This window comes from Kribbella sp. NPDC031520 (genome assembly GCF_055580825.1).
Genome location: NZ_JBVIKS010000002.1, coordinates 1091362 through 1113049, shown reverse-complemented (window position 1 = coordinate 1113049; position 21688 = coordinate 1091362). Strand labels below are relative to the sequence as shown.

The window sequence follows — 21688 nt, the reverse complement described above, 5'->3', positions numbered from 1 at the left end:
AGGCGCGGGACCCAAAACTCGGGGGGGGGTTGGGGGGGGGGGGGGGGGGGGGGGGGGGGGGGTGGCTGTTGGTTTTTGTGGCCTGTCGGGGCGAGAGCCCGGCAATGCGGGCTCGCGCCGTCCGGCCGCCTCGTTGATCAGGCCTTGGCCAGCCAATAGGTCAGCTGGAGGTCCTCTTCGGTGCCGGTGGCAACATCCGGCTCCGACGGTGCCGACTGGTTCAGTTCGACGGCGAGGACCTCGCGGGCGATCTCGTCGGCGTGCTTGCCGAGGGCATCGGCCAGTTCGGCGTCGGTCGAGGTCAGCCAGACCTTGATCCGGTCCGACACCTCGAGGCCGGCGTTCTTCCGGGCCTCCTGCAACGTTCGGACCACCTCACGGGCCAGCCCGGCCTGGCGAAGCTCCGGCGTGACCTCGAGGTCGAGGGCAACGGTCTCGCCCTGCTCGTTGACCACCGACCAGCCTTCCTTCGGCCGCTCGGACACCAGTACCTCTGCCTCGCTGACCTCGACATCGGAACCGTCGACGACGACGGTCGCCGTACCGGACTCCTTCAGTGCGGCCGCCAGCGCGCCGGCGTCCGCCGCGGCGATCGCGGCCGCGACCACCGGGGTCTGCTTGGCGAACCGCTTGCCGAGCTCCCGGAAGTTGCCCTTGGCCGAGAACTCGACCAGGTCCGCACCCGCCGAGGACAGCGGCGCGACCGAGCCCACGTTGAGCTCGTCGGCGATCTCCTGCAGCAGCTCGGGGGACAGGTCCGCGATCGCGGCCGACCCGACCAGTGCCCGGGCCAGCGGCTGCCGCGTCTTCACCTTCGCCTCGGCGCGGGCGGACCGGCCGAGCTCGACGACCCGGCGGGCCATCGACACGTGCTGCGCGAGTACGTCGTCGATCAGCGCCTCGTCGTACGCCGGGAAGCTCGTCAGGTGGACCGACTCGGGCAGACCGGGCGTGACCGGGCGGAACACGTCCTGCCAGACCCGCTCGGTGACGAACGGCGTCAGCGGCGCCATCACCCGGGTCAGTACCTCGAGCGTCTCGTGCAGGGTCGCCAGCGCGCTCGCGTCACCGGCCCAGAACCGGCGGCGGGAACGGCGGACGTACCAGTTCGAGAGCACGTCGACGAACGAGTTGATCAGGTTTCCGAGCCGCTGGGTGTCGTAGTCCGCGTACGCCGCGTCCGTGTCCCGGACCAGCCGGTGCGTCTCGCTGACCAGCCAGCGGTCCAGCACACTCCGCTCTGATACGGCCGGCGCGTCGGCCGGTGACCAGTCCGCCAGCCGCGCGTACAGCGCGTGGAACGCGACCGTGTTCCAGTAGGTGAGCAGCACCTTCCGGACGATCTCGTTCAGTACGTTCGGCCCGATGCCGCGCGCCTTCCACGGCGACCCGGAGGCGGCCATGAACCAGCGCACCGCGTCCGCGCTGTGGTCGTCCATCAGCGGGATCGGCTCCAGGATGTTGCCGAGGTGCTTGGACATCTTCCGGCCGTCCTCGGCCAGGATGTGCCCGAGGCAGACGACGTTGCGGTACGACGACTCGTCGAACACGAGCGTGCCGATCGCCATCAGGGTGTAGAACCAGCCGCGGGTCTGGTCGATCGCCTCGGAGATGAAGTCCGCCGGGTAGGTCTGCGCGAACTTCTCCTCCGAGCCCTCGACCCACGGGTAGCCCCACTGCGCGAACGGCATCGAGCCCGAGTCGTACCAGGCGTCGATCACCTCGGGCACCCGGCGCGCCTCGGCGCCACAGGTCCGGCAGTCGAAGGTGATGTCGTCGACGTACGGCCGGTGCGGGTCGCTGCCGCTCAGGTCCCGGCCGGCCAGTTCGCCGAGCTCGGCCAGCGAGCCGACGCACACCTGGTGGTCCTCGGCGCAGCGCCAGATCGGCAGCGGCGTACCCCAGTAGCGGGAGCGCGAGACGGCCCAGTCGATGTTGTTGCGCAGCCAGTCGCCGTACCGGCCCCACTTCACCGAGTCCGGGTACCAGTTGGTCTTCTCGTTCTCGCGGAGCAGGGCGTCCTTCACCTGGGTGGTACGGATGTACCAGGAGGGGAGCGCGTAGTACATGACGGGGGTGTGGCAGCGCCAGCAGTGCGGGTACGGGTGTTCGTACGGCACGTGCTTGAACAGCAGGCCGCGCTCCTTGAGGTCCTTGACCAGCGTCTCGTCGGACTTCTTGAAGAACTGCCCACCGACCAGCGGTACGTCGGCGTTGAAGTGACCGGTCGTGTCCACCGGGTTCACCACCGGCAGGTCGTACGCGCGCCCCACCGCGAGGTCGTCGGCGCCGAAGGCGGGGGACTGGTGGACCAGACCCGTACCGTCCTCGGTGGTGACGTACTCCGCGAGTACGACGTAGTGCGCCGGCTCGTCGAACGGCACCAGCTCGAACGGCCGCTGGTACGTCCACCGCTCCATGTCGCGGCCGCCGTACTCACCGGTGACCGTCCAGCCCTCACCGAGCCGGTCCAGCAGCGGCTTGGCCACCACCAGGGACTCGTTCCCGTCGGTGGCGACGACGTACTCGACGTCGGGGTGTACGGCGACGGCCGTGTTCGACACCAGGGTCCACGGGGTCGTCGTCCAGACCAGCAGCGACGCCTGACCCGCCAGCGGGCCGGAGGTGAGCGGGAAGCGTACGTAGACCGATGGGTCGACGACGGTCTCGTACCCCTGGGCGAGCTCGTGGTCGGACAGACCGGTGCCGCAGCGCGGGCAGTACGGCGTGATCCGGTAGTCCTCGACCAGCAGGCCCTTCTCGTGCACCTGCTTGAGCGACCACCAGACGGACTGGACGTACTCGGGGTCCATGGTCTTGTACGGGTGCTCGAGGTCCACCCAGTAGCCCATCCGGACCGTCAGCTCGTTGAACGCGTCGACGTGCCGGAGCACCGACTCGCGGCACTTCGCGTTGAACTCGGCGATCCCGTACGCCTCGATGTCCGGCTTGCCGTTGAAGCCGAGCTCCTTCTCGACCGCGACCTCGACCGGCAGGCCGTGGCAGTCCCAGCCGGCCTTGCGCTCGACCCAGAAGCCCTTCATGGTCCGGTAGCGCGGGAACACGTCCTTGAAGACGCGCGCCTCGATGTGGTGCGTGCCGGGCATGCCGTTCGCGGTCGGCGGGCCTTCGTAGAAGGTCCACGGCGTACCGCCGGCGGACTGCTCGAGGCTCTTCGCGAACGTGTCGTGCTCGTCCCAGAGGGTGAGCACCTCGCGCTCCATCGCCGGGAAGTCGACCTGTGCGGGGACCTGCCGCCAGGGAGTATTTGCCGCCATCCGTTCGTCCTTCGTCGCGTCCTGCTGCTGGACGAGGGACGAAGTACCCGGTGTGGCCGGGTTACCGCGCGGTACCACCCTCCTTGGTGACCCAGAGTGCGGTCACCCACTTCCTTAACGAGACGCTGCCGGTTCTAATAGGTCCCTGCGGACTGTTCTTCCGGCGGCTCCGGGGTGATAGCCCCATCACTGCCTTGCGGTTCTCGGTCGTCAGTGTACGGCGTCGTACGAGGTGACTACGAATCGTTAAGCCGACCGGGGCGGCGGGGCGGGGGAGAATAAAACAGTGGTGCGGTAAGAATTCGGCGATGAGAATTCTGCTGCGGGTGAAGCCGGGCGCTTCCAGGACAGCGGTCGGCGGCCGGTACGACGGCCCGTCCGGACCGGCGCTGGTGGTCGCGGTGGCAGCCCGTGCGGTGGAAGGACAGGCGACGAAGGCTGTCCTGGAAGCGGTCGCGGTGGAGTTCGGAGTACGGCGGTCCGCGGTGCGGTTGGTGCGTGGTGCGACCAGCAGGGACAAGCTGGTCGAGGTGGAGGGGGAGGAGAAGGGCATCCGGGAACGGCTCGAGCGATTGCTGGGCTGACCTGGGAAGTGTTACGGACAGTGATGTCTGCAACACGCTTGTGATGTTCGGAACATCGAGCGGACTTGAAGAACCGACTACCTTATGTCCACGGTCTGCGCGTCAGGCTGGCACGTGGTGGGCACGTGTCCTACTGTCTTGCGACCAGTCCGCTCCAGTCTCCGACGAAGGCAGGGGGTAGCTGACATGGCTACATCGGCACCCAAGAAGTCCGCCCCCCAACGCACTGCCGCGGCCAAGAAGAGTGCCGCCGAACAGAGTGGCTCGAAGAAGGCCGAGCCGGTCCAGAAGACAGCGGCCCGGAAACGCCCGGCGAAGACCTCGCCGGCCAAGAAGACCACCGCGGTGAAGAAGCCGGCACCGGCCACCGCGGCGAAAAGCACAGCGGCTAAGACCCCTGCCAAGAAAGCTCAGACGAAGAGGGTGGCCATGAAGACCAACGAGAACAGGACCCCGGCGACTGCGCCGGCCAAGTCCGCGGCACACACGGCCGAGAGCTTCAAGGTGAAGCCGGGCGAGGATCCGTGGACCGCCGCGGAGCTCGCCGAGCTGCGGGCCGAGCTGGAGGGTGAGGTCGAGCACCTCAAGGAGGAGATCCGCGAGGCCGAGCAGGAGATCGTCGGGTTGTTCCGCGACGGCAGCGACGGCGCCGGCAACGACCAGGCGGACGTCGGCTCCACCACTCTCGAGCGGTACCACGAGCTGACGCTGGCGAACAACGCCCGCGACATGCTGAACCAGATCGAGTTCGCGCTGACCCGCATCGACGACGGCACGTACGGCGTCTGCGAGAACTGCGGCAACGCGATCGGCAAGGGTCGGCTGCAGGCATTCCCGCGTGCGACACTGTGTGTCTCATGCAAAGAACGCCAGGAACGCCGCTGAACGACACCACCTCGTCCCCCCAGGTGGACGAAGCAGCCACCCCAGAACCGGCCGACCCAACCTCGGCCGGTTCGCTGTCGTCCCCAGCCGGCGATCCTTCGCCGTCCACGCCGGAGGAACCCGCCACGACGGGAACCTCCGCCGGTGGTGGTGCGGCCGGGCGTGGGCGGTCGTGGAAGTGGACTGTGGTGTTCGGTGGGGTGGGGCTGGTTGTGCTGTTTCTCGACCAGATCACCAAGGCACTCGCTCTGGCGCATCTGACGCCGGGGGAGCCGGTGAACGTGGTCGGGAGTCTGCTGAAGTTCAACCTGATCCGGAACTCGGGGGCCGCGTTCAGCCTCGGGGCCGGGTACACGCCGTACATCAGCGCGGTCCAGATCCTCGTCGCGGTCGGCGTCATCTACCTGTCCCGCAAGCTCGGCTCGGCGGGCTGGGCGATCGCGTTCGGGCTGCTGTTCGGCGGCGCGGTCGGGAACATCCTGGACCGGATCTTCCGCGAGCCCTCGCCCTTCCACGGCCACGTGGTCGACTTCCTGCAGACGCCGCACTGGGCGATCTTCAACGTCGCGGACATGGCCGTGACGTCGGCCGCCGTACTGCTGGTGATCCAGACCCTGCGCGGGATCAAGCTCGACGGCACGCGGGAGCAGCGCAAGTGAGTTCACGCACCGTGATGGTCCCCGAAGGACTCGCGGGCGAACGGCTGGATGCGGCACTGTCGCGGCTGTTCGGCGTGTCCCGGACCAAGGCGGCCGAGCTGATCGAGTCCGGCCTGGTCCAGGTGGACGGCGTACCGGCGCCGAAGTCGTCCCGGGTCGCGGCCGGCGTACTGCTCGACGTCGAGCTGCCTCCGCCGCCGTCCGAGGTGACCGTCGTCCCGGAGACCGTGGACAACCTGCGGATCGTGTACGACGACGACGAGATCGTGGTCGTGGACAAACCCGTAGGCGTCGCGGCGCACCCGTCACCGGGCTGGACCGGCCCGACCGTGATCGGGCACCTGGCCGGCGCCGGGTTCACCATCTCCACCAGCGGCGCGGCCGAACGCAAGGGCATCGTGCACCGCCTCGACGTCGGCACGTCCGGGCTGATGGTGGTGGCGAAGACGGAGTACGCGTACACCGTACTGAAGCGCGCCTTCAAGGAGCGCACCGTCAAGAAGATCTACCACGCGCTCGTCCAGGGGCATCCCGACCCGTTCACCGGGACCGTCGACGCGCCGATCGACCGGCACCCGCACCACGACTACAAGTTCGGCGTCGTGGCCGGCGGGAAGCCCAGCGTCACGCACTACGAGACCCTCGAGGCGTTCCGGTACGCGACCCTCCTTGAGATCACCCTCGAGACCGGCCGCACGCACCAGATCCGCGTCCACATGGCCGCGATCGGCCACCCGTGCTGCGGCGACCTGACGTACGGCGCGGACCCGGTCCTCGCGGAACGCCTCGGCCTGTCCCGCCAGTGGCTGCATGCGATGCGCCTCGGCTTCACCCACCCGGGCACCGGCGAGTACGTCGAGTTCACCTCGGAGTACCCCGACGACCTGGACCACGCCTTGGACCTGCTCGTCGACACCGAGTGAAGCTGTAGCTGTCGTCCTTCCCGCTGCGGGCCGCCTGGGGTGAATGCCTCATGACGTGCGGACGGCCCGGCGGGACGCTGCGGGTATGAACAGAACCGCTGGACTTTCCGCCGCCGCCATCGCCGCGCAAGGTGTGTTCGTTGCCGGGTGGGCGATCCTCGGCGCGATCGAGGGAAACGGCTACGACGCCGGCCGGCACGACATCAGCGACCTGGCCGCACTCACTGCCCAGCACGCGACCTGGGCCCGGGCGAGCCTGGGCCTCTCGGGTGGGCTCACCATCGCCTTCGCCCTGCTCGCCCTCCGGCCGAGCCTGCGCCTCGCCGGCCGGGAGTCGATCGGTGCGTGGCTGCTGGCTTTGTCGCTGCCGGGCTGGGACGGGCTGAGCGACGCGTTCTTCCGGCTCGACTGCCGCGCCGCCGACGCCGGCTGTACGTCGGCCGCGGCGTTCGGCTCGTGGCACGCCAAGATCCACCTCATCTCGTTCGTGATAGCAGCCCTGGCAACCGTGGTCGCGCCCTTCCTGCTCTCCCGTCGCATGCGTGCACTGCCCGACTGGCAGGACCTGTCCGGTCCGACCCGGGTCGCCGGCTTCGTCGTCATCGCTCTACTGGTAGTCACTGGTCTCACCACCGGTACGGCGGTACAGGGCTGGACGCAGCGCGCGGCCGCCGTACTGGTCTGCTGCGGTGTCGCACTGCTCGCCTGGCGAGTCCTGCGACTGAGCAGCGGGACCCTACGGACGGCTGCTCTGATCGCGGGCCACTGACGGCTCGAAGCCACCGACCAGACCATGCCGGGTCGCGAACAAGGTGGCGGCCGCACGGCTCCGCACCCCGAGCTTCACGTACACGTGCTCGACATGGTTGGACACGGTCTTGGGCGTGACACCGAGTCGCCGGGCGATCTGCTTGTTCGGCAACCCACGGGCGAGCAGTGCGAGTACGTCGATCTCCCGTGGTGTGAGCCCGGCGACGTGTTCCCGGCGTACCGGGGCGCGATGGCCGGCGGCCCGCAGTACCGCGTTGACAGCGTCACCGTCGAGTCGTCCGGCGCGGGCTTCGTCCCGGAGCCGCGACGCGGCGTCCGTGGGAGTGAGCGGCGGCCGGTGCGGCCGTGGTTCGCACATCGCGTGGTAGGCGTCGGCTGCGGCGAGCATCCGATCGGACGGTGTCAGAGCGGCGGCTGTGAGACCTCGCGGATAGCCGGAACCGTCCAGTCGCTCGTGGTGCTTGGCAGCGATCTCCCGGCTGCGGTCGAGAGTGCTCACTCGCGCGAGCATCTTGTCGGTCAGGTACGGATGCAGCCGGGTCCGTTCGCGTTCGACGTCCCCGAGGGACCCGGGCTTCTCCCAAACCGTGTTCGCCACACCGAGCCGACCGAGGTCGTGCAGCAGCCCTGCCCGCAGCAGATCGTGCTGGTCGTCAGTGTCCAGCCCGGCCAGTCGCCCGGCTTCGGCGGCGAGCTGCGCGACGCCCCTGGAGTGCCCGGCCAGGTACGGCGACTTGAGGTCGACCAGATCCGCCATCGCAGCCAGTACGTCGTCCAGCTCGGCACCGGCGACTGAGCGAATTGGTGCGGGCTCCGCCGCCAGTACGGCGTCCCATCCGGCCGCTGACTCCAGGTCTTCGACCACGGAGCCCGCATGCTCGACGAACAGGGCGGCCAGCGCAGGATCGTACAGTGCGCCCGCGTGCCGGCGAGCCGTCGCAACAGCCCGGTCGACGCCGTGCCGCCGACTGACCACCTCGAGCGGTCCGGCGAGCTGGACCAGGCGTGACGCCAGGCTGATCTCGGTCGCGCGCACGTGGTCCGGCGTACCCCTCCCGTCCCACTGCTCGTACGCCTGCCGCAGGGCCGTGACGGTGGCATCGCCGAGTCCCACGCTCTGCGCGAACCTGGCGCCGAGCGTCGCGTGGGTCGTCAGCCACGACTCCACGGTCCGCTGTCCGACGACGGGGAACGCGGCGAGCCGTCGTACCCGCTGGAGTGCGCTGCCGTGCGACGTGAGCCTGCGCAACAGGAAGGCCGCGGTCTGGACGCTGCTCATGCCGAGCATCTCGTAGCTGTCGGCCTTGAACGAGATCTCGTCACCGAACCACCGGGACTGCTCGGCGGCGTCCGCGTGGCAGGAGGCGTTCATCAGCAGGCCGAGGTAGTACGTCGCCGTGCGCGTCTCCGCGTCCGCCCCGGCCAGGTCGGCCAGCCGCAGGGCGATGACGGTCTGGCGCAGGCAGTGTTCCATCGGTTGCCCCAGCCCCAGATCGGCCGCATAGGACAGGGTCGCCACCAGTTCGGCGATCCTGACGTTGCCGGGTAGGGCACCCATGCCCCGAGTGTGCACCGCTCCCGACTGGTTCGGAATAGTTGCCTTCGAAGCGCACGGGTGGGCCGAATCCGGCCGTAGGCTGAGGCAATGGGCGAGGGCAGGCCCGGGACAGCAGGCAAGGGGCGGCTTCCGGCCGAGGTGACGAGTTTCGTCGGGCGGCGGCGTGAGCTGGCGGACACCAGACGGTTGCTGTCCAGCAGCCGCCTGCTGACCCTGCTCGGCGTCGGCGGGGTCGGCAAGACCCGGCTGGCTCTGCGGATGGCCGCGGAGGTACGGCGGACCTTCACCGACGGAGTGTGCCTGGTCGAGCTGGCTGCGCTGCGGGATCAGGCCCTGCTGGGCCTCACGCTGGCCGAGGCGCTCGAACTCAGCCAGGTGTCCGCCGACCCGACCGCCGACCTGTCGGAGTACCTGGAGGACAAGCACCTGCTGCTCGTACTCGACAACTGCGAGCACCTTGCCGAGGCGTGCGCCGTACTCGTCGGCAAACTGCTCGCGGCCGCACCCCGGCTGCGGATCCTCGCCACCAGCAGGCACGTACTGGGAGTCGAAGGTGAGCAGGTACTGCCGGTGCCTCCGCTGTCGACGCCTCCCGCCGACGCGCCGGCCCACGACGTCGACCAGTACGAGTCGCTGGTGCTGTTCGCGGAGCGCGTCCGATCGGTACTTCCCGAGTTCCGGATCGACGAGACCAACCGGCGCCAGGTGATCGAGGTCTGCCGGCGGCTGGACGGCATCCCGCTCGCGCTGGAGCTTGCGGCGGTGTGGATGCGGACGCTGTCGCTGCCGCAGATCCTCGACCGGCTCGACGACCGGTTCCGGCTGCTGGCCACCGGCCGGCAGGCGGCAGTACCGCGCCAGCAGGCTCTGGAGGCCGCTGTCGGCTGGAGCTACGACCTGTGCTCGCCGGCCGAACGGCTGCTGTGGGAACGGCTCTCGGTGTTCTCGGGCGGCTTCGATCTGGACAGTGCCGAGGACGTATGCTCGGGCGACGGCATCCCGCGCGACCACATGCTCGACCTGGTGGCCGGCCTGATGAACAAGTCGATCATCACCCGCACCATGGCCACCAGCCACACCGTCGCCTGGTACGACATGCTCTCCACCATCAGCCAGTACGGCGGGCAGCGGCTGGCCGAGGCAGGCCGTACCCGCGAGTTCCAGGTCCGGCATCGCGACTACTACCGGGGATTGGCCGCGCGGTGGGCCGCCGAGAGCTTCGGCCCGCGCCAGTCCGACTGGTACATCCGGCTGCGCCGCGAACACGACAATCTCCGGGCCGCCCTCGACTTCTGCCTGGCCGAGCCGGGCGAGGCGCCGGCGGCCCTTGAGATCGCGGCGCCGATCTGGAACTTCTGGTTCGCCGGCTATCTCCGCGAGGGGCACCGCTATCTCAGCCGGGCTCTCGACGCGGCACCCGCGCAGAATCCGGTCCGGGCGGTCGGCCTCTGGGCCGGCAGCTACCTGGCGATGTTCCTCGGCGAGGCCGGCCAGCTCTCGACCTTGCTGGCCGAGTGCGAGGAACTGGCCGAGCGGTACGACGACAACCGGCTCCGGGCCCGGATCGCCGAGGTGTCGGGCCACGCGCTCATCTATCAAGGCGACCTGGTGACAGCGATCGGAATGCTGGAGCGCGGGCTGGCCGGCTTCCGTGCGGTGGGCGACGAGCTAGGTCAGTTCGACGTACTGATTCTGTTGTCGGCGGCAACGTTCTTCTCGGGTGACCCGCGGGTCGAGGACTTCAGCCGGCAGGCGCTGGAACTGGCGGCGTCCCGCGGCGCGGACTCCTCGAAGGCGTATGCGCTGTGGGCGGTCGGCATCGTGCAGTGGCGCGACCACGACCAGTGCGAGGAAGCGACCCGGTCGTTCCGGGAAGCGATCCGGTTGTGGCTGCCGCTGAACGACCGGACCGGGATCGGCTTCTGCGTCCAGGCGTTGTCCTGGTGTGCCGGGACGGCGGCGCCGGACGAGCACGCGGCCCGCCTGATGGGTGCCTCGCGAGCGGTGTGGCGGTCGAGCGGCGCGCACGTCGACGAGACGACGCCGTACAGCCAGTTCGACGACCTGACCGAACAGCGGATCCGCGCGCGGACCGGCGACGCGGTGTTCGGTACCGCCTTCGCGATGGGCGCGGCGTACTCGTTCGAGCAGGCCGTCGCGCTCGCGCTGGGGGAGGAGCGCGAGGCCGCGCCGAAGCCCGGCCTAGCCGGTCGGCTGACGCGGCGGGAGCACGAGATCGCGGCGCTGATCGGCGAGGGTCTGAGCAACCGTGAGATCGCCGCCCGCCTCGTCATCTCCCAGCGCACCGCCGAGACGCACGTCGAACACATCCTGAGCAAACTCGGCTTCAACTCCCGCGCCCAGGTGGCCCGCTGGATCGCCGACCACCTTGGGCCCGGCGGCCTGGCTACGTAGTCAAATCCGTAGGTCTCCCGATGCCAGCGGCGGACGGCGCCTGGATCCTTGCTGACAACGTTGTCCCCTCACACCGTTGCCGAGGTCCCGATGCCTGCCGAACCGAGTCCCTCCCCGGGTTGCTCTCTGCGCGAGTGGTGGCGTACGGCGGTCATCTATCAGGTGTACGTCCGCAGTTTCGCCGACTCCGACGGCGACGGCGTCGGTGACCTCGACGGCGTCCGCGCCCGGCTGCCGTACCTGCGCTCCCTCGGGGTCGACGGCCTCTGGCTGAACCCGTTCTACCCGTCGCCGCAGCACGACCACGGGTACGACGTCGCCGACTACACCGGCGTGCACCCCGAGTACGGAACGCTCGACTCCTTCGACCGGCTGATCCGGGACGCGCACCGGCTCGGCCTGCGGGTGATCATCGACGTCGTACCGAACCACTGCTCGATCGAGCATCCGTGGTTCGCCGCCGCGCTGGCCGCCGGCCCGGGCAGTCCCGAGCGCGAGCGGTTTCATTTCGCGGACGGGTACGGGGATGAACCGCCGAACAACTGGCGGTCGATATTCGGCGGCTCAGCCTGGCAGCGGGTCCCGGTCGGACCGGGTCAGTCTGCTGCGGGAGCCGACGAACGCAGCCAGTGGTACCTGCACACCTTCGCGCCCGAGCAGGCCGACTTCAACTGGCGGCACCCGGACGTCCCGGCGTACTTCGAGCAGGTACTGCGCTTCTGGCTCGACCGTGGCGTCGACGGCGTACGGATCGACGTCGCGCACGGGCTGCACAAGGCCGACGGCCTGCCGAGCCACGAGCACGCCGTCCTCGACGAGCTCACCGGCGATCCGGTCAATCCCCATGCCTGGAACCAACCCGAGGTGCACGATGTGTGGCGGAGCTGGCGCGCGATCGCGGACGAGTACACGGAGAGGACCGGCCGGGAGCGGGTCCTGGTCGGCGAGGTGGGTCTACTCGACCGGTGGCAGCTCGCGCAGTACCAGCGTCCGGACGAACTGCACCAGACCTTCTACTTCGACTTCCTCCGCGCCGAGTGGGACGACCTGTCGCTGGCCGACGTGACCGGCCGGGGGCTCGAGACGATCGCCGGGTCCGGATCCTCCGTCGCCTGGGTGCTGAACAACCACGACATGCCGCGTTCCGTCACCCGGTATGCCGGCGGTGCACCCGGCGCCGAACCCGGCGATCTCGAGCTCGGCCGCGACCGCGCCCGGGCCGCGGCGCTGCTGATGCTGGCGCTGCCCGGATCGTCGTACCTCTATCAGGGCGAGGAGCTGGGCCTGCCCGAGGTCACCGACCTGCCGGAGGATGTCCTGACCGACCCGATGTTCCACCGGTCCGGCGGCGTCCGCCGGGGCAGGGACGGCTGCCGGGTCCCGCTCCCGTGGACGGCCGAGCACGACCTCTTCGGCTTCTCCCCGGACGGCGCACCCGGTACGCCGTGGTTACCGCAGCCGGCCTGGTTCGCGGACCATGCGGCAGACCGGCTCCGGGCGGACGGAGACTCGACGCTGCATCTCTACCGCGAGGCGCTGGCGCTGCGTCGCCGGCTCCCGGCGCTCGGCTCCGCTGAATTCGGCTGGCTGCCGTCCGAGCCTGGAGTACTCGCGTTCACCCGGGGCGACGGCTTCGCGTGCTTCGTCAACTGCTCGTCGCGTCCGGTACTGCTTCCGGCCGGCAGCACCCCGCTCCTCGCCAGCGACCCCGCGGCCGGCGAGAAGTTGCCGGCGAACAGCGCCGCCTGGGTGCTGCTGGAGGCCGAAGCGTGATGGACGGCTGCACTCGGCCGCTGGTGCTCGGCTACATCCGGGCGCGGGTGGTGACGACGGCGGAGGAACTCGACGCGGAGAAGGTCGGCCTGGCCGCCTTCGCCCTGGCCGAGGGATTCACCCTCGGCACCGTCTACCTCGAGCACCCGGCCACCGCCCCGGCAGCGTTCGAGGCCCTGCTCGACGAGGTCCGCCGGGACAACGACATCTGGGCCGTCGTCGTGCCGACCGTCCAGCACGTCACCGACGGCGGCCTCCGGGCGATGCGGCGAGAGGTCGAGCACCACGGCACGGTGCACCTCGTCGTGGCGTCCCCCTAGACCGGCGGACCTGGCGTCTTGAGATACCCCTGCCTGCTCGGCGCCAGGTCTGCCGCTCCACCCGCGTCGCCGTTGGGTTGACCGGATAGCGGGCGGGTCGGGGACTCGTCGGAGAGCCCGTTCGGAAACTGTCCGAGGGCCGAACTAGGCTGCTCCAGTCACCTTTGGTCCGCGCCCCGGGAGGTCTGCGTCGATATGGCGTCCAGCGACAGTTTTGTGCATCTCCACGTGCACACGGAGTACTCGATGCTGGACGGCGCCGCGCGGATCGACGAGTTGTTCAAGACCGCCCAGGAGGCCGGGATGCCGGCGCTCGCGACCACCGACCACGGCTACGTGTTCGGGGCGTACGAGTTCTGGAAGACCGCGAAGAAGTACGACGTGAAGCCGATCATCGGCGTCGAGGCGTACCTGACGCCGCAGACCCACCGCACCGAGCGCAAGCGGATCAAGTGGGGTGACGCGAGCAGCGGCGGCGACGACGTCTCCGGCGGCGGTTCGTACACGCACATGACGCTGCTCGCCAAGAACACCAGCGGAATGCACAACCTGTTCAAGATGTCGTCGCTGGCCAGCCTCGAGGGCTACTACTTCAAGCCGCGGCTGGACCGCGAGCTGCTGCAGACCTACGGCAAGGGCCTGATCGCGACCACCGGATGCGTGGGCGGTGAGGTGCAGACCCGCCTGCGGCTCGGGCAGTACAAGGAGGCCGTCGAGGCAGCGGCGGAGTTCCGGGACATCTTCGGCGCGGAGAACTTCTACTGCGAGGTGATGGACCACGGGATCGACATCGAGCGGCGGACGCAGCAGGACCTGTTGCGGCTGGCGAAGGAGCTGAACCTGCCGCTGGTCGCGACCAACGACCTGCACTACACGCACCAGGCCGACGCCACCGCGCACGCGGCGCTGCTGTGCGTCCAGTCGGCCTCGACGCTATCCGACCCGAACCGGTTCAAGTTCGACGGCGACCAGTTCTACCTGAAGACACCGGCGCAGATGCGCGAGGTGTGGAAGGACTTCCCGGAGGCGTGTGACAACACGCTGCTGATCGCCGAGCAGTGCGACGTCAGCTTCACCGAGGGCGAGGGCCGGTTCATGCCGCGCTTCCCCTGCCCCGAGGGTCACAACGAGGAGTCCTGGTTCGTCTCCGAGGTCGAGACCGGTCTGCACCACCGCTACCCGGGCGGCATCCCGGACCACGTCCGCAAGCAGGCCGAGTACGAGATCGAGGTCATCGTCTCGAAGGGGTACGCCGGGTACTTCCTGGTGGTCGCCGACTTCATCAACTGGGCCAAGAAGAACGGCATCCGGGTCGGCCCCGGCCGTGGTTCGGGCGCGGGCTCGATGTGCGCGTACGCGATGAAGATCACCGACCTGGACCCGCTCCAGCACGGCCTGATCTTCGAGCGCTTCCTGAACCCTGAGCGGATGTCGATGCCGGACTTCGACGTCGACTTCGACGACCGCCGCCGCCCCGAGGTGATCCGCTACGTCACCGAGAAGTACGGCGACGACCGGGTCGCGATGATCGTCACCTACGGCACGATCAAGGCCAAGCAGGCGATCAAGGACGCCGGCCGGGTGCTGGACTACCCGTTCGCGATGGGCGACCGGATCACCAAGGCGATGCCGCCGTCGGTGATGGGCAAGGACATCCCGCTGTCGGGCATCTTCGACTCGACCCACAAGCGGTACTCCGAGGCCACCGAGTTCCGCTCGCTGTACGAGGCCGACGCCGACGTCCGCAAGATCGTCGACACCGCCCGCGGCCTGGAGAACCTGAAGCGCCAGTGGGGTGTGCACGCGGCCGGTGTGATCATGTCCAGCGAGCCGCTGATCGAGCTGATCCCGATCATGCGCCGCGAGCAGGACGGCCAGGTCATCACCCAGTTCGACTACCCGAGCTGCGAGACGCTCGGCCTGGTCAAGATGGACTTCCTGGGTCTGCGGAACCTGACGATCATGGACGACGCGGTCAAGAACGTCGAGGCCAGCCGCGGGATCAAGCTCGACCTCGACGAGCTGGCCAAGTCGCTGGACGACGGCCCGACGTACGAGCTGCTCGCCCGCGGTGACACGCTCGGCGTGTTCCAGTTCGACGGCGGCCCGATGCGGGCGTTGCTGCGGCTGATGCGCCCGGACAACTTCGAGGACATCTCCGCGGTCGGCGCGCTGTACCGCCCGGGTCCGATGGGTGCGAACAGCCATACCAACTACGCCCTGCGGAAGAACAAGCAGCAGGACATCAGCTATCCGCACGACGAGCTCGCGGTCGCGCTGGAACCGATCCTGGGGACGACCTACGGTCTGATCGTCTACCAGGAGCAGGTGATGGCGATCGCCCAGCAGCTCGCGGGCTACACGCTCGGCAAGGCGGACCTGCTCCGCCGGGCGATGGGCAAGAAGAAGCGCGAGGTGCTCGACGCGGAGTACGTCGGCTTCTCCGAGGGCATGAAGGCGAACGGCTTCTCCGAGCAGTCGATCAAGGCGCTCTGGGACGTACTGGTCCCGTTCTCCGACTACGCGTTCAACAAGGCGCACTCGGCGGCGTACGGCCTGGTCTCGTACTGGACGGCGTACCTGAAGGCCAACTACCCGGCGGAGTACATGGCCGCCGTCCTGACGTCCGTGAAGGACGACAAGGACAAGATGGCCATCTACCTGAACGAGTGCCGCCGGATGGGCATCAAGGTGCTGCCGCCGGATGTCAACGAGTCCGACTCGAACTTCACCCCGGTCGGTACCGACATCCGCTTCGGCCTGTCCGCGATCCGCAACGTCGGCGTGAACGTGGTCGCCGAGATCGTCGTGGCCCGCGAGGAGAAGGGCCGGTTCACCGATTTCGTCGACTTCATCGACAAGGTCTCGCTGCCGGTCTGCAACAAGCGCGTGATCGAGTCGCTGGCCAAGGCCGGCTCGTTCGACTCGATGGGGCACGCCCGGCGTGCGGTCGTCGCGGTGCACGAGCAGGCCGTCGACGAGGCCATCGACCTGAAGCGGAACGAGGCGCACGGTCAGTTCGACCTGTTCTCGATGGGTGACGACGACGCGGACGAGGGCGAGGGCAACAGCCGGCTCACCGTCACCGTTCCCGAGATCGAGGAGTGGGACAAGGCGACCAAGCTGGCGCACGAGCGCGACATGCTCGGTCTGTACGTGTCCGACCACCCGCTGTTCGGCGTCGAGCACGTGCTCACCAACGGTTCGGACTGCACGATCGGTCAGCTGCTCGCCGACGAGGACCGGCCGGATGGCAGCCGGGTCACGATCGGCGGCCTGGTCACCGGGGTCCAGCGGAAGGTGAACAAGCGCGGCGACATCTACGCGATCGTCACCATCGAGGACCTCGAAGGTTCGATCGAGGTGATGATGTTCTCCTCGGCGTACCAGTTGCACGCGCACCTGCTCACCAACGACGCGATCGTCCTGATGAAGGGCCGCGTCCGCCGCCGCGAGGACCGCCTGGAGCTGAGCGGCGACGAGGTCGTCGTCCCCGACCTCACTGAAGGCCCGAGCGGTCCGGTCGTCCTCACCATGCCGGTCAACCGCTGCACCCCGCCGGTCGTCGACTCGCTCCGCGACATCCTCCAGTCCCACCCCGGCATGACCGAGGTCCACCTCCGCCTCCAGGCCCGCCAGAAAACCACCGTCATGCGCATCGGCGACCGCTTCCGCGTCACCCCCACGTCCTCCCTGATGGCCGACCTCAAAGCCCTCCTCGGCCCCTCCTGCCTGGCGAGCTGACAGCCATGCGTCACACTGGCGTCGTGAGTCAACCGGAGTCGTCGCAGTCTTTGCCTTCTGGGGTGTCGGGGTCGGGTGGTCCGCTCGGGGTGGCGGAGCCGCGGATGCCTTGGGCCAAGGCGGTGGTGGTGACGGTGGTGGTGTTCCTGGTGGCGGGCGTCGTTGCCGGGTGGGCGTGGCAGCAGTTCTCGCCGTTGGCGGAGTACACCGTGGACGATCGCGGTGGGTCGCTGGGCGAGGAGCAGATGACGCGGATCTTCGGGCCGGACGGGACGTTCACCGCGATCGGGTTCGCCGGTGCGGTGGTGCTCGGTGCCGCGCTGTTCTGGTGGCTGCGGAACTACGGCCCGTGGTCGGTGGCGATCGTGACGTTCGGGGCGTGTCTCGGGTCGGGTGTGTCGTGGGGCGTCGGGATGCTGCTCGGGCACGATCCGCTGGACGCGCGGCTGCGGGCGGCGCACCCGGGTGACCTGGTCGCGGCGCCGCTCGAGCTGCACACCTGGACGCCTGCGGCGTCCTGGCTGGTCGGCGCGGCGTTGGTGTGCGCGGTCATCGCAGCCGCGTCCTGGCGGGCCGAGCCGGTTGCAACCACTCCGCAACCTGCTGCGTCAGAATCTGGACCGCCGGTCCACTAGCCTTTGTTGGTCCGGCGGTGAGGCCACCGGAGCCAGCGAGGGAGCATATGTCCGACCAGAACCAGCCGCCGAGGTACCCAGGTCCCGGTGGCGAGCAACAGCCGCAGAACATCCGCCCTCAGCAGGGTCCGCAGGGCCAGCCGCACAACGGTCCGCAGCACCCCAACCCGCAAGGCCCCAACCGGCAGCAGGGTCACCCGCAGCAGGGTCAGCCGTACGGCGGTCCGCAGCAAGGGCGGCCGCAACCGAGTGGCCCGCAGTACGGCCAGCCGCAGCACGGTGGTCCCGCTCCTCAGCACGGTGGTCCCCAGCACGGTGGACCGCAGTACGGCACGCCGCAGCCTGGCGGCCCGCAGTACGGGCAGGGCGGCCAGCCGTACGGCCAGCCCGGGCAAGGCGGTCCGCAGTACGGCCAGGCCGGGCAGGGTAGTCAGCAGCACGGCCAGCCGGGGCAGGGGTCGTACGAGCAGATGCATATCGGCGGGCAGCCGCCGCAGGGGCCGGGGTACGGCGGGCCGCAGCAGTGGCAGCCGGAGCCGAAGAAGAAGCGCGGCAAGCTGATCCCGATCGTCGCGGCGCTCGCGATGGTGCTGGTGGTGGCCGGCGGCGGCATCTTCGCGTACGCCAAGCTCGGCGGCGGTAAGCAGCCGGCCGACGTGCTGCCCGGCACCGCTGTCGGCTACGCCCGCGTGGACCTGAACCCGTCCGCGGGCCAGAAGGTCAACGCGATCCGGTTCCTGATGAAGTTCCCGTCGGTGAAGAACAACCTCGGTCTCACCGGCGAGAAGGACGACCTGCGGCAGAAGCTGTTCGAGCAGATCAAGAAGTCGGCCGGCGACGACCTCGCGGACGTCGACTACGCCAAGGACATCAAGCCGTGGCTGGGTGACCGCGCCGGGTTCGCCGCGCTGCCGCCGGCCGAGGGCAAGAGCTCGCCGATTCCGATCGTCGCCGTCCAGATCAAGGACCAGGACGCCGCGAACAAGGGCATGGACAAGCTCCTCGCCAAGGAGGACGACAAGCCGGGCCGTGCGTTCACCGACGGCTACATGATCCTCGGCGAGGACCAGGCGACCGTCGACTCGGCCGTGGCCGCGGCCAAGGACAACCCGCTGAGCAACAACGCCAAGTACAAGGCGGACATGGACAAGCTCGGCGAGCAGGGCTTCGTGTCGGCCTGGGCGGACATGAAGGCGATCGCGTCGCTGAGCGGCAAGGTCGACGCCGGCCAGCTGGCCGGGCTCGGCGACGCCAGCGCCGCGGTGGCGCTGCGGTTCGACTCGTCGTACGTCGAACTCAAGGGCATCGCGCACAGCGACAAGAGCGTCAAGGTGGGCTCGGCCGACGCCGGTGATCTGGTCACCAAGCTGCCGGACAGCACCGCCGGTGCGATCGCGATCTCCGGTGGCGACAGCCTGATCGACGCCGCCTGGACGCAGATCCAGAAGACCGGTGGCGACAAGCTGCAGCCGATGATCGACCAGATCGCCGAGCAGACCGGCCTGAAGCTGCCGGACGACCTGAAGACGCTGGCCGGCAAGAACGTCGCGGCCGTGATCGACAAGGAGACCGACAGCGGCCCGAAGGTCGCGCTCCGGATGGAGACCGACCCGTCGAAGGCGGAGCCGGTGGTGCAGAAGCTGACCACGCTGCTGCACGAACGGTCCTCGGCGAACATCCCGATCGAGACCGCGAAGGACGGCGACTCGCTGGTCGTCGCGACCAGCAAGGACTACGCCGAGCAGGTGCTCAAGGGCGGCAACCTGGGTTCGACGGACGGCTTCAAGCAGGCGCTGCCGGACACCAAGGGCGCGGTGATGATGGGGTACGTCGACTTCGACGCGCTCGGCGCCTTCAGCCAACGGTTCGGCGAGGACAAGGACCTGTCCGCGCTGAAGTCGGCCGGCATCGTCGCCCGCTCGACGGGTGACGGCGAGGCCGAGTACACGATTCGGGTCGTCGCGAAGTAAGCGGCAACCCAGCAAAACCCCGGACCAGGCGGTCCGGGGTTTTTCTTTTGTGGACGATGTCGAAAACGCCGAGGTGGCTTCTACCTCTGGGTGAAAGCATCCCCCGAGAGGAGCATCACCATGAACCACATCAGCGAGATCCGGACCGTCGGCGTACCGGTGACTGACCAGGACCGCGCGTTGGCGTTCTACACCGGCACGCTCGGCTTCGAAGTACAGCTGGACGTGCCGCTGCCGCAGTTCGGTGGCCGGTGGCTCGTGGTCGGACCGGCGGGTGGCGGCGCGACCATCGCGCTGGTCCCGGCAAGCGACGGCAACCCGGCCGGGGTCGACACCGGGATCCGGATGGGCAGCCCGGACGCGAAGGCCGCCCACCAGCACTTCCTCGACATCGGCGTCGACACCGACGAGCTGCTCGAGTGGCCGGGCGTCCCGCCGATGTTCAGCCTCCGCGACCAGGACGGCAACCGCCTCTACATCTCCCAGGTCTGACTCAGACGAGGACGTGTCCGCCGTCGACGCTGACGATCGAGCCGGTCGCGTACGGCTGGTTCATCAGATACACGTAGGCGGCGGCGATGTCCTCGGGTTCGCCGACCCGCTGGACCGGGAGGTGACCGGCGGTCTCCTCGTAGTCGAGCGCGTCCCGCCACATCGGCGTACGGACGACGCCGGGTTTGACCGCGTTGACGCGCAGCGGGGCGAGTTCGAGGGCGAGCGCGCGGACGAGCGAGTCCACCGCGCCACAGATGCTGGCGGCGACCGACCAGCCCGGTCCGGGGCGGTCGCCGGCGGCGCCGGTCGTCAGTACGATCGAACCACCGGGGCGCAGCCGCGGTACGGCGGCACTCACCGCGCCGAGCGCACCGAAGTACCGCAGCTCGAACGCCTGCCGCGCCTGGGCGAGGTCCATGGTGCGGACCTCCAGGAACGTCAGCGCCTCGCCGGCGGTGAAGACCAGGTGGTCGAACGGGTCGAGCCCGGCGAAGAACGCCGCGACAGCAGCGGAGCCGGTGAGGTCGACGGCCTGCCCGGCCGCCGACGAGGGGAGTACCGCCAGCGCCCGCTGCACCGACGATGGGTTGCTGGAGGCAACGATCACGCTCGCGCCCTGGTCGGCGGCGAGCCGGGCGGTGGCCAGGCCGATACCCGACGTACCACCGAGGACGACGACGCGCTGGTCCTGCAGAGTCACGGAACTGCCTTTCGTGGTAGGGATTTCGCCTTCCACGATGCGGCCGTACTGCCCGGCGCGTCCAAGACCTGTTCCCGCCGCTGTAATACCCTGAAGGTATTATGGACCTCGATCTCCGCAAACTCCGGTACTTCGTCGCCGTCGCCGAGGAACTGCACTTCGGCCGCGCGGCGGAGCGCCTGCACATCGCGCAGCCGGTGCTGTCCCGGCAGGTCCGCGCGCTCGAGGACGAGCTCCGGGCGCAGCTGTTTGTCCGTACCAAACGAACGACTGAGCTGACCGCGGCAGGCCGCCAGTTGCTCGACGACGCCCGCCCGCTGCTGGCGTCGGCGGACGCGACCCGGCGCCGGGTTGCACGGGCGGCCCGCGGGGCGAAGACGTTCACGATCGGGTTCATGCCCGGACTGACCGTGACCGAGGCGGTCCGCGCGTTCGGTGCCACGCATCCGGGGCTGGAGATCGAGCTGATCCGGACCACGTGGGACGACCAGGTCGACGTACTGCACGACGGCCGGGTCGACGTCAGTGTCGTCCGGCTGCCGATCGACCAGTCCGGCCTCACCGTCCGGCACCTGTTCGACGAGCCCCGCGTCGCGATGCTGCCGGCCGATCACCGCCTGGCCGGCAAGCCGGTCGTCGACATCACCGACCTCGCCGACGAGCACCTGCTGCAGGACCCGGACGCCGTACCGGAATGGCGCGACATCGCCGTCGAACTCCGCACCCGTACGGCGAAACCGGTGCCGGTGATGCGCAGCGTCGAGGAGAAACTCGAACACGTCGCCGCCGGTCACGGCATCTCGATCGTGCCGCAGACCGTCGCGACGTTCTACCAGCGCCACGACGTCGTCACGGTTCCGGTCGACAACCTTGCGCCGAACACCGTCTGCCTCGCCTGGATCGCGACCCGCCGTTCGCGGCTGCTGCACGAGTTCGCGGATCTCGCTCCAACGGTGATGTGGACGCCGTAGTCGGTGC

At 69.2% G+C, this 21688-nt stretch carries 17 protein-coding genes; 13 read left to right on the top strand and 4 right to left on the bottom strand.

The window, feature by feature from the left end; translation table 11 throughout:
* Positions 1–137: 137 nt before the first annotated feature.
* Positions 138–3278 (bottom strand): isoleucine--tRNA ligase, encoded by a 3141-nt coding sequence (gene ileS, locus ACZ5BU_RS13965; protein WP_465698745.1) that lies wholly within the window; start codon positions 3276–3278, stop codon positions 138–140.
* Positions 3279–3586: 308 nt separating this feature from the next.
* On the opposite strand from ileS, the gene ACZ5BU_RS13960 reads away from it, so the two are divergent.
* The 5 genes from ACZ5BU_RS13960 to ACZ5BU_RS13940 all read left to right on the top strand — a co-directional run bounded on the left by ACZ5BU_RS13960 (position 3587) and on the right by ACZ5BU_RS13940 (position 7098).
* On the top strand, positions 3587–3862 hold the full coding sequence (locus ACZ5BU_RS13960; protein ID WP_465698743.1) for a DUF167 domain-containing protein: 276 nt from the start codon (positions 3587–3589) through the stop codon (positions 3860–3862).
* A 186-nt stretch (positions 3863–4048) separates the two neighbouring features.
* Positions 4049–4747 carry a TraR/DksA family transcriptional regulator gene (locus ACZ5BU_RS13955; protein WP_465698742.1) on the top strand — a complete coding sequence of 233 codons (699 nt, stop codon included), beginning with the start codon at positions 4049–4051 and terminating at the stop codon, positions 4745–4747.
* Positions 4720–5406 carry a signal peptidase II gene (gene lspA / locus ACZ5BU_RS13950; RefSeq protein WP_465698740.1) on the top strand — a complete coding sequence of 229 codons (687 nt, stop codon included), beginning with the start codon at positions 4720–4722 and terminating at the stop codon, positions 5404–5406. The genes ACZ5BU_RS13955 and lspA overlap by 28 nt, the downstream gene beginning before the upstream one ends.
* Before the next feature lie 14 nt (positions 5407–5420).
* Complete coding sequence (locus tag ACZ5BU_RS13945) at positions 5421–6329, top strand: RluA family pseudouridine synthase (protein WP_465699256.1); 909 nt, start codon at positions 5421–5423, stop codon at positions 6327–6329.
* Between the two features lie 85 nt (positions 6330–6414).
* Positions 6415–7098, top strand: coding sequence for a DUF998 domain-containing protein (locus ACZ5BU_RS13940; RefSeq protein ID WP_465698738.1), 684 nt, complete (start codon positions 6415–6417; stop codon positions 7096–7098).
* Here ACZ5BU_RS13940 and ACZ5BU_RS13935 read toward each other — a convergent pair.
* Positions 7066–8658, bottom strand: a complete 1593-nt coding sequence (locus tag ACZ5BU_RS13935) for an HD domain-containing phosphohydrolase (protein ID WP_465698736.1) — start codon at positions 8656–8658, stop codon at positions 7066–7068. The genes ACZ5BU_RS13940 and ACZ5BU_RS13935 overlap by 33 nt on opposite strands.
* 87 nt (positions 8659–8745) lie before the next feature.
* On the opposite strand from ACZ5BU_RS13935, the gene ACZ5BU_RS13930 reads away from it, so the two are divergent.
* The 5 genes from ACZ5BU_RS13930 (at position 8746) to ACZ5BU_RS13910 (ending at position 17545) form a co-directional block, all read left to right on the top strand.
* Positions 8746–11073, top strand: coding sequence for an ATP-binding protein (locus ACZ5BU_RS13930; protein WP_465698734.1), 2328 nt, complete (start codon positions 8746–8748; stop codon positions 11071–11073).
* Between the two features lie 90 nt (positions 11074–11163).
* Positions 11164–12846, top strand: a complete 1683-nt coding sequence (locus tag ACZ5BU_RS13925) for a glycoside hydrolase family 13 protein (RefSeq protein WP_465698732.1) — start codon at positions 11164–11166, stop codon at positions 12844–12846.
* Positions 12846–13166, top strand: a complete 321-nt coding sequence (locus tag ACZ5BU_RS13920) for a hypothetical protein (protein WP_465698730.1) — start codon at positions 12846–12848, stop codon at positions 13164–13166. The genes ACZ5BU_RS13925 and ACZ5BU_RS13920 overlap by 1 nt, the downstream gene beginning before the upstream one ends.
* Positions 13167–13361: 195 nt before the next feature.
* Positions 13362–16910 (top strand): DNA polymerase III subunit alpha, encoded by a 3549-nt coding sequence (gene dnaE, locus ACZ5BU_RS13915; protein ID WP_465698728.1) that lies wholly within the window; start codon positions 13362–13364, stop codon positions 16908–16910.
* Positions 16911–16933: 23 nt separating this feature from the next.
* The gene (locus ACZ5BU_RS13910) at positions 16934–17545 is read left to right on the top strand and encodes a hypothetical protein (protein ID WP_465698726.1); all 612 of its coding nucleotides are present in this window, start codon (positions 16934–16936) and stop codon (positions 17543–17545) included.
* Here the strand turns inward: ACZ5BU_RS13910 and ACZ5BU_RS13905 are convergent.
* Entirely contained in the window at positions 17542–18021 is a 480-nt protein-coding gene (locus tag ACZ5BU_RS13905; RefSeq protein WP_465698724.1) for a hypothetical protein, read from the bottom strand. The genes ACZ5BU_RS13910 and ACZ5BU_RS13905 overlap by 4 nt on opposite strands.
* On the opposite strand from ACZ5BU_RS13905, the gene ACZ5BU_RS13900 reads away from it, so the two are divergent.
* Both ACZ5BU_RS13900 and ACZ5BU_RS13895 read left to right on the top strand, forming a co-directional pair.
* On the top strand, positions 18016–19515 hold the full coding sequence (locus ACZ5BU_RS13900; protein WP_465698722.1) for a DUF3352 domain-containing protein: 1500 nt from the start codon (positions 18016–18018) through the stop codon (positions 19513–19515). The genes ACZ5BU_RS13905 and ACZ5BU_RS13900 overlap by 6 nt on opposite strands.
* 120 nt (positions 19516–19635) lie before the next feature.
* Positions 19636–20007 carry a VOC family protein gene (locus tag ACZ5BU_RS13895; RefSeq protein WP_465698720.1) on the top strand — a complete coding sequence of 124 codons (372 nt, stop codon included), beginning with the start codon at positions 19636–19638 and terminating at the stop codon, positions 20005–20007.
* Position 20008: 1 nt separating this feature from the next.
* Here ACZ5BU_RS13895 and ACZ5BU_RS13890 read toward each other — a convergent pair whose 3' ends face one another.
* Positions 20009–20710, bottom strand: coding sequence for an SDR family oxidoreductase (locus ACZ5BU_RS13890; RefSeq protein ID WP_465698718.1), 702 nt, complete (start codon positions 20708–20710; stop codon positions 20009–20011).
* Positions 20711–20811: 101 nt separating this feature from the next.
* On the opposite strand from ACZ5BU_RS13890, the gene ACZ5BU_RS13885 reads away from it, so the two are divergent.
* Entirely contained in the window at positions 20812–21681 is an 870-nt protein-coding gene (locus ACZ5BU_RS13885) for a LysR family transcriptional regulator (RefSeq protein ID WP_465698716.1), read from the top strand.
* The last annotated feature ends 7 nt before the right edge of the window (positions 21682–21688 follow it).

Excerpts from the sequence above, each read along its gene's own strand:
- ileS (WP_465698745.1), bottom strand. The coding sequence starts at position 3,278 with ATGGCGGCAAATACTCCCTGGCGGCAGGTCCCCGCACAGGTCGACTTC.
- ACZ5BU_RS13960 (WP_465698743.1), top strand. The coding sequence starts at position 3,587 with ATGAGAATTCTGCTGCGGGTGAAGCCGGGCGCTTCCAGGACAGCGGTC.
- ACZ5BU_RS13955 (WP_465698742.1), top strand. The coding sequence starts at position 4,049 with ATGGCTACATCGGCACCCAAGAAGTCCGCCCCCCAACGCACTGCCGCG.
- lspA (WP_465698740.1), top strand. The coding sequence starts at position 4,720 with ATGCAAAGAACGCCAGGAACGCCGCTGAACGACACCACCTCGTCCCCC.
- ACZ5BU_RS13945 (WP_465699256.1), top strand. The coding sequence starts at position 5,421 with ATGGTCCCCGAAGGACTCGCGGGCGAACGGCTGGATGCGGCACTGTCG.
- ACZ5BU_RS13940 (WP_465698738.1), top strand. The coding sequence starts at position 6,415 with ATGAACAGAACCGCTGGACTTTCCGCCGCCGCCATCGCCGCGCAAGGT.
- ACZ5BU_RS13935 (WP_465698736.1), bottom strand. The coding sequence starts at position 8,658 with ATGGGTGCCCTACCCGGCAACGTCAGGATCGCCGAACTGGTGGCGACC.
- ACZ5BU_RS13930 (WP_465698734.1), top strand. The coding sequence starts at position 8,746 with ATGGGCGAGGGCAGGCCCGGGACAGCAGGCAAGGGGCGGCTTCCGGCC.
- ACZ5BU_RS13925 (WP_465698732.1), top strand. The coding sequence starts at position 11,164 with ATGCCTGCCGAACCGAGTCCCTCCCCGGGTTGCTCTCTGCGCGAGTGG.
- ACZ5BU_RS13920 (WP_465698730.1), top strand. The coding sequence starts at position 12,846 with ATGGACGGCTGCACTCGGCCGCTGGTGCTCGGCTACATCCGGGCGCGG.
- dnaE (WP_465698728.1), top strand. The coding sequence starts at position 13,362 with ATGGCGTCCAGCGACAGTTTTGTGCATCTCCACGTGCACACGGAGTAC.
- ACZ5BU_RS13900 (WP_465698722.1), top strand. The coding sequence starts at position 18,016 with ATGCATATCGGCGGGCAGCCGCCGCAGGGGCCGGGGTACGGCGGGCCG.
- ACZ5BU_RS13905 (WP_465698724.1), bottom strand. The coding sequence starts at position 18,021 with ATGCATCTGCTCGTACGACCCCTGCCCCGGCTGGCCGTGCTGCTGACT.
- ACZ5BU_RS13895 (WP_465698720.1), top strand. The coding sequence starts at position 19,636 with ATGAACCACATCAGCGAGATCCGGACCGTCGGCGTACCGGTGACTGAC.
- ACZ5BU_RS13885 (WP_465698716.1), top strand. The coding sequence starts at position 20,812 with ATGGACCTCGATCTCCGCAAACTCCGGTACTTCGTCGCCGTCGCCGAG.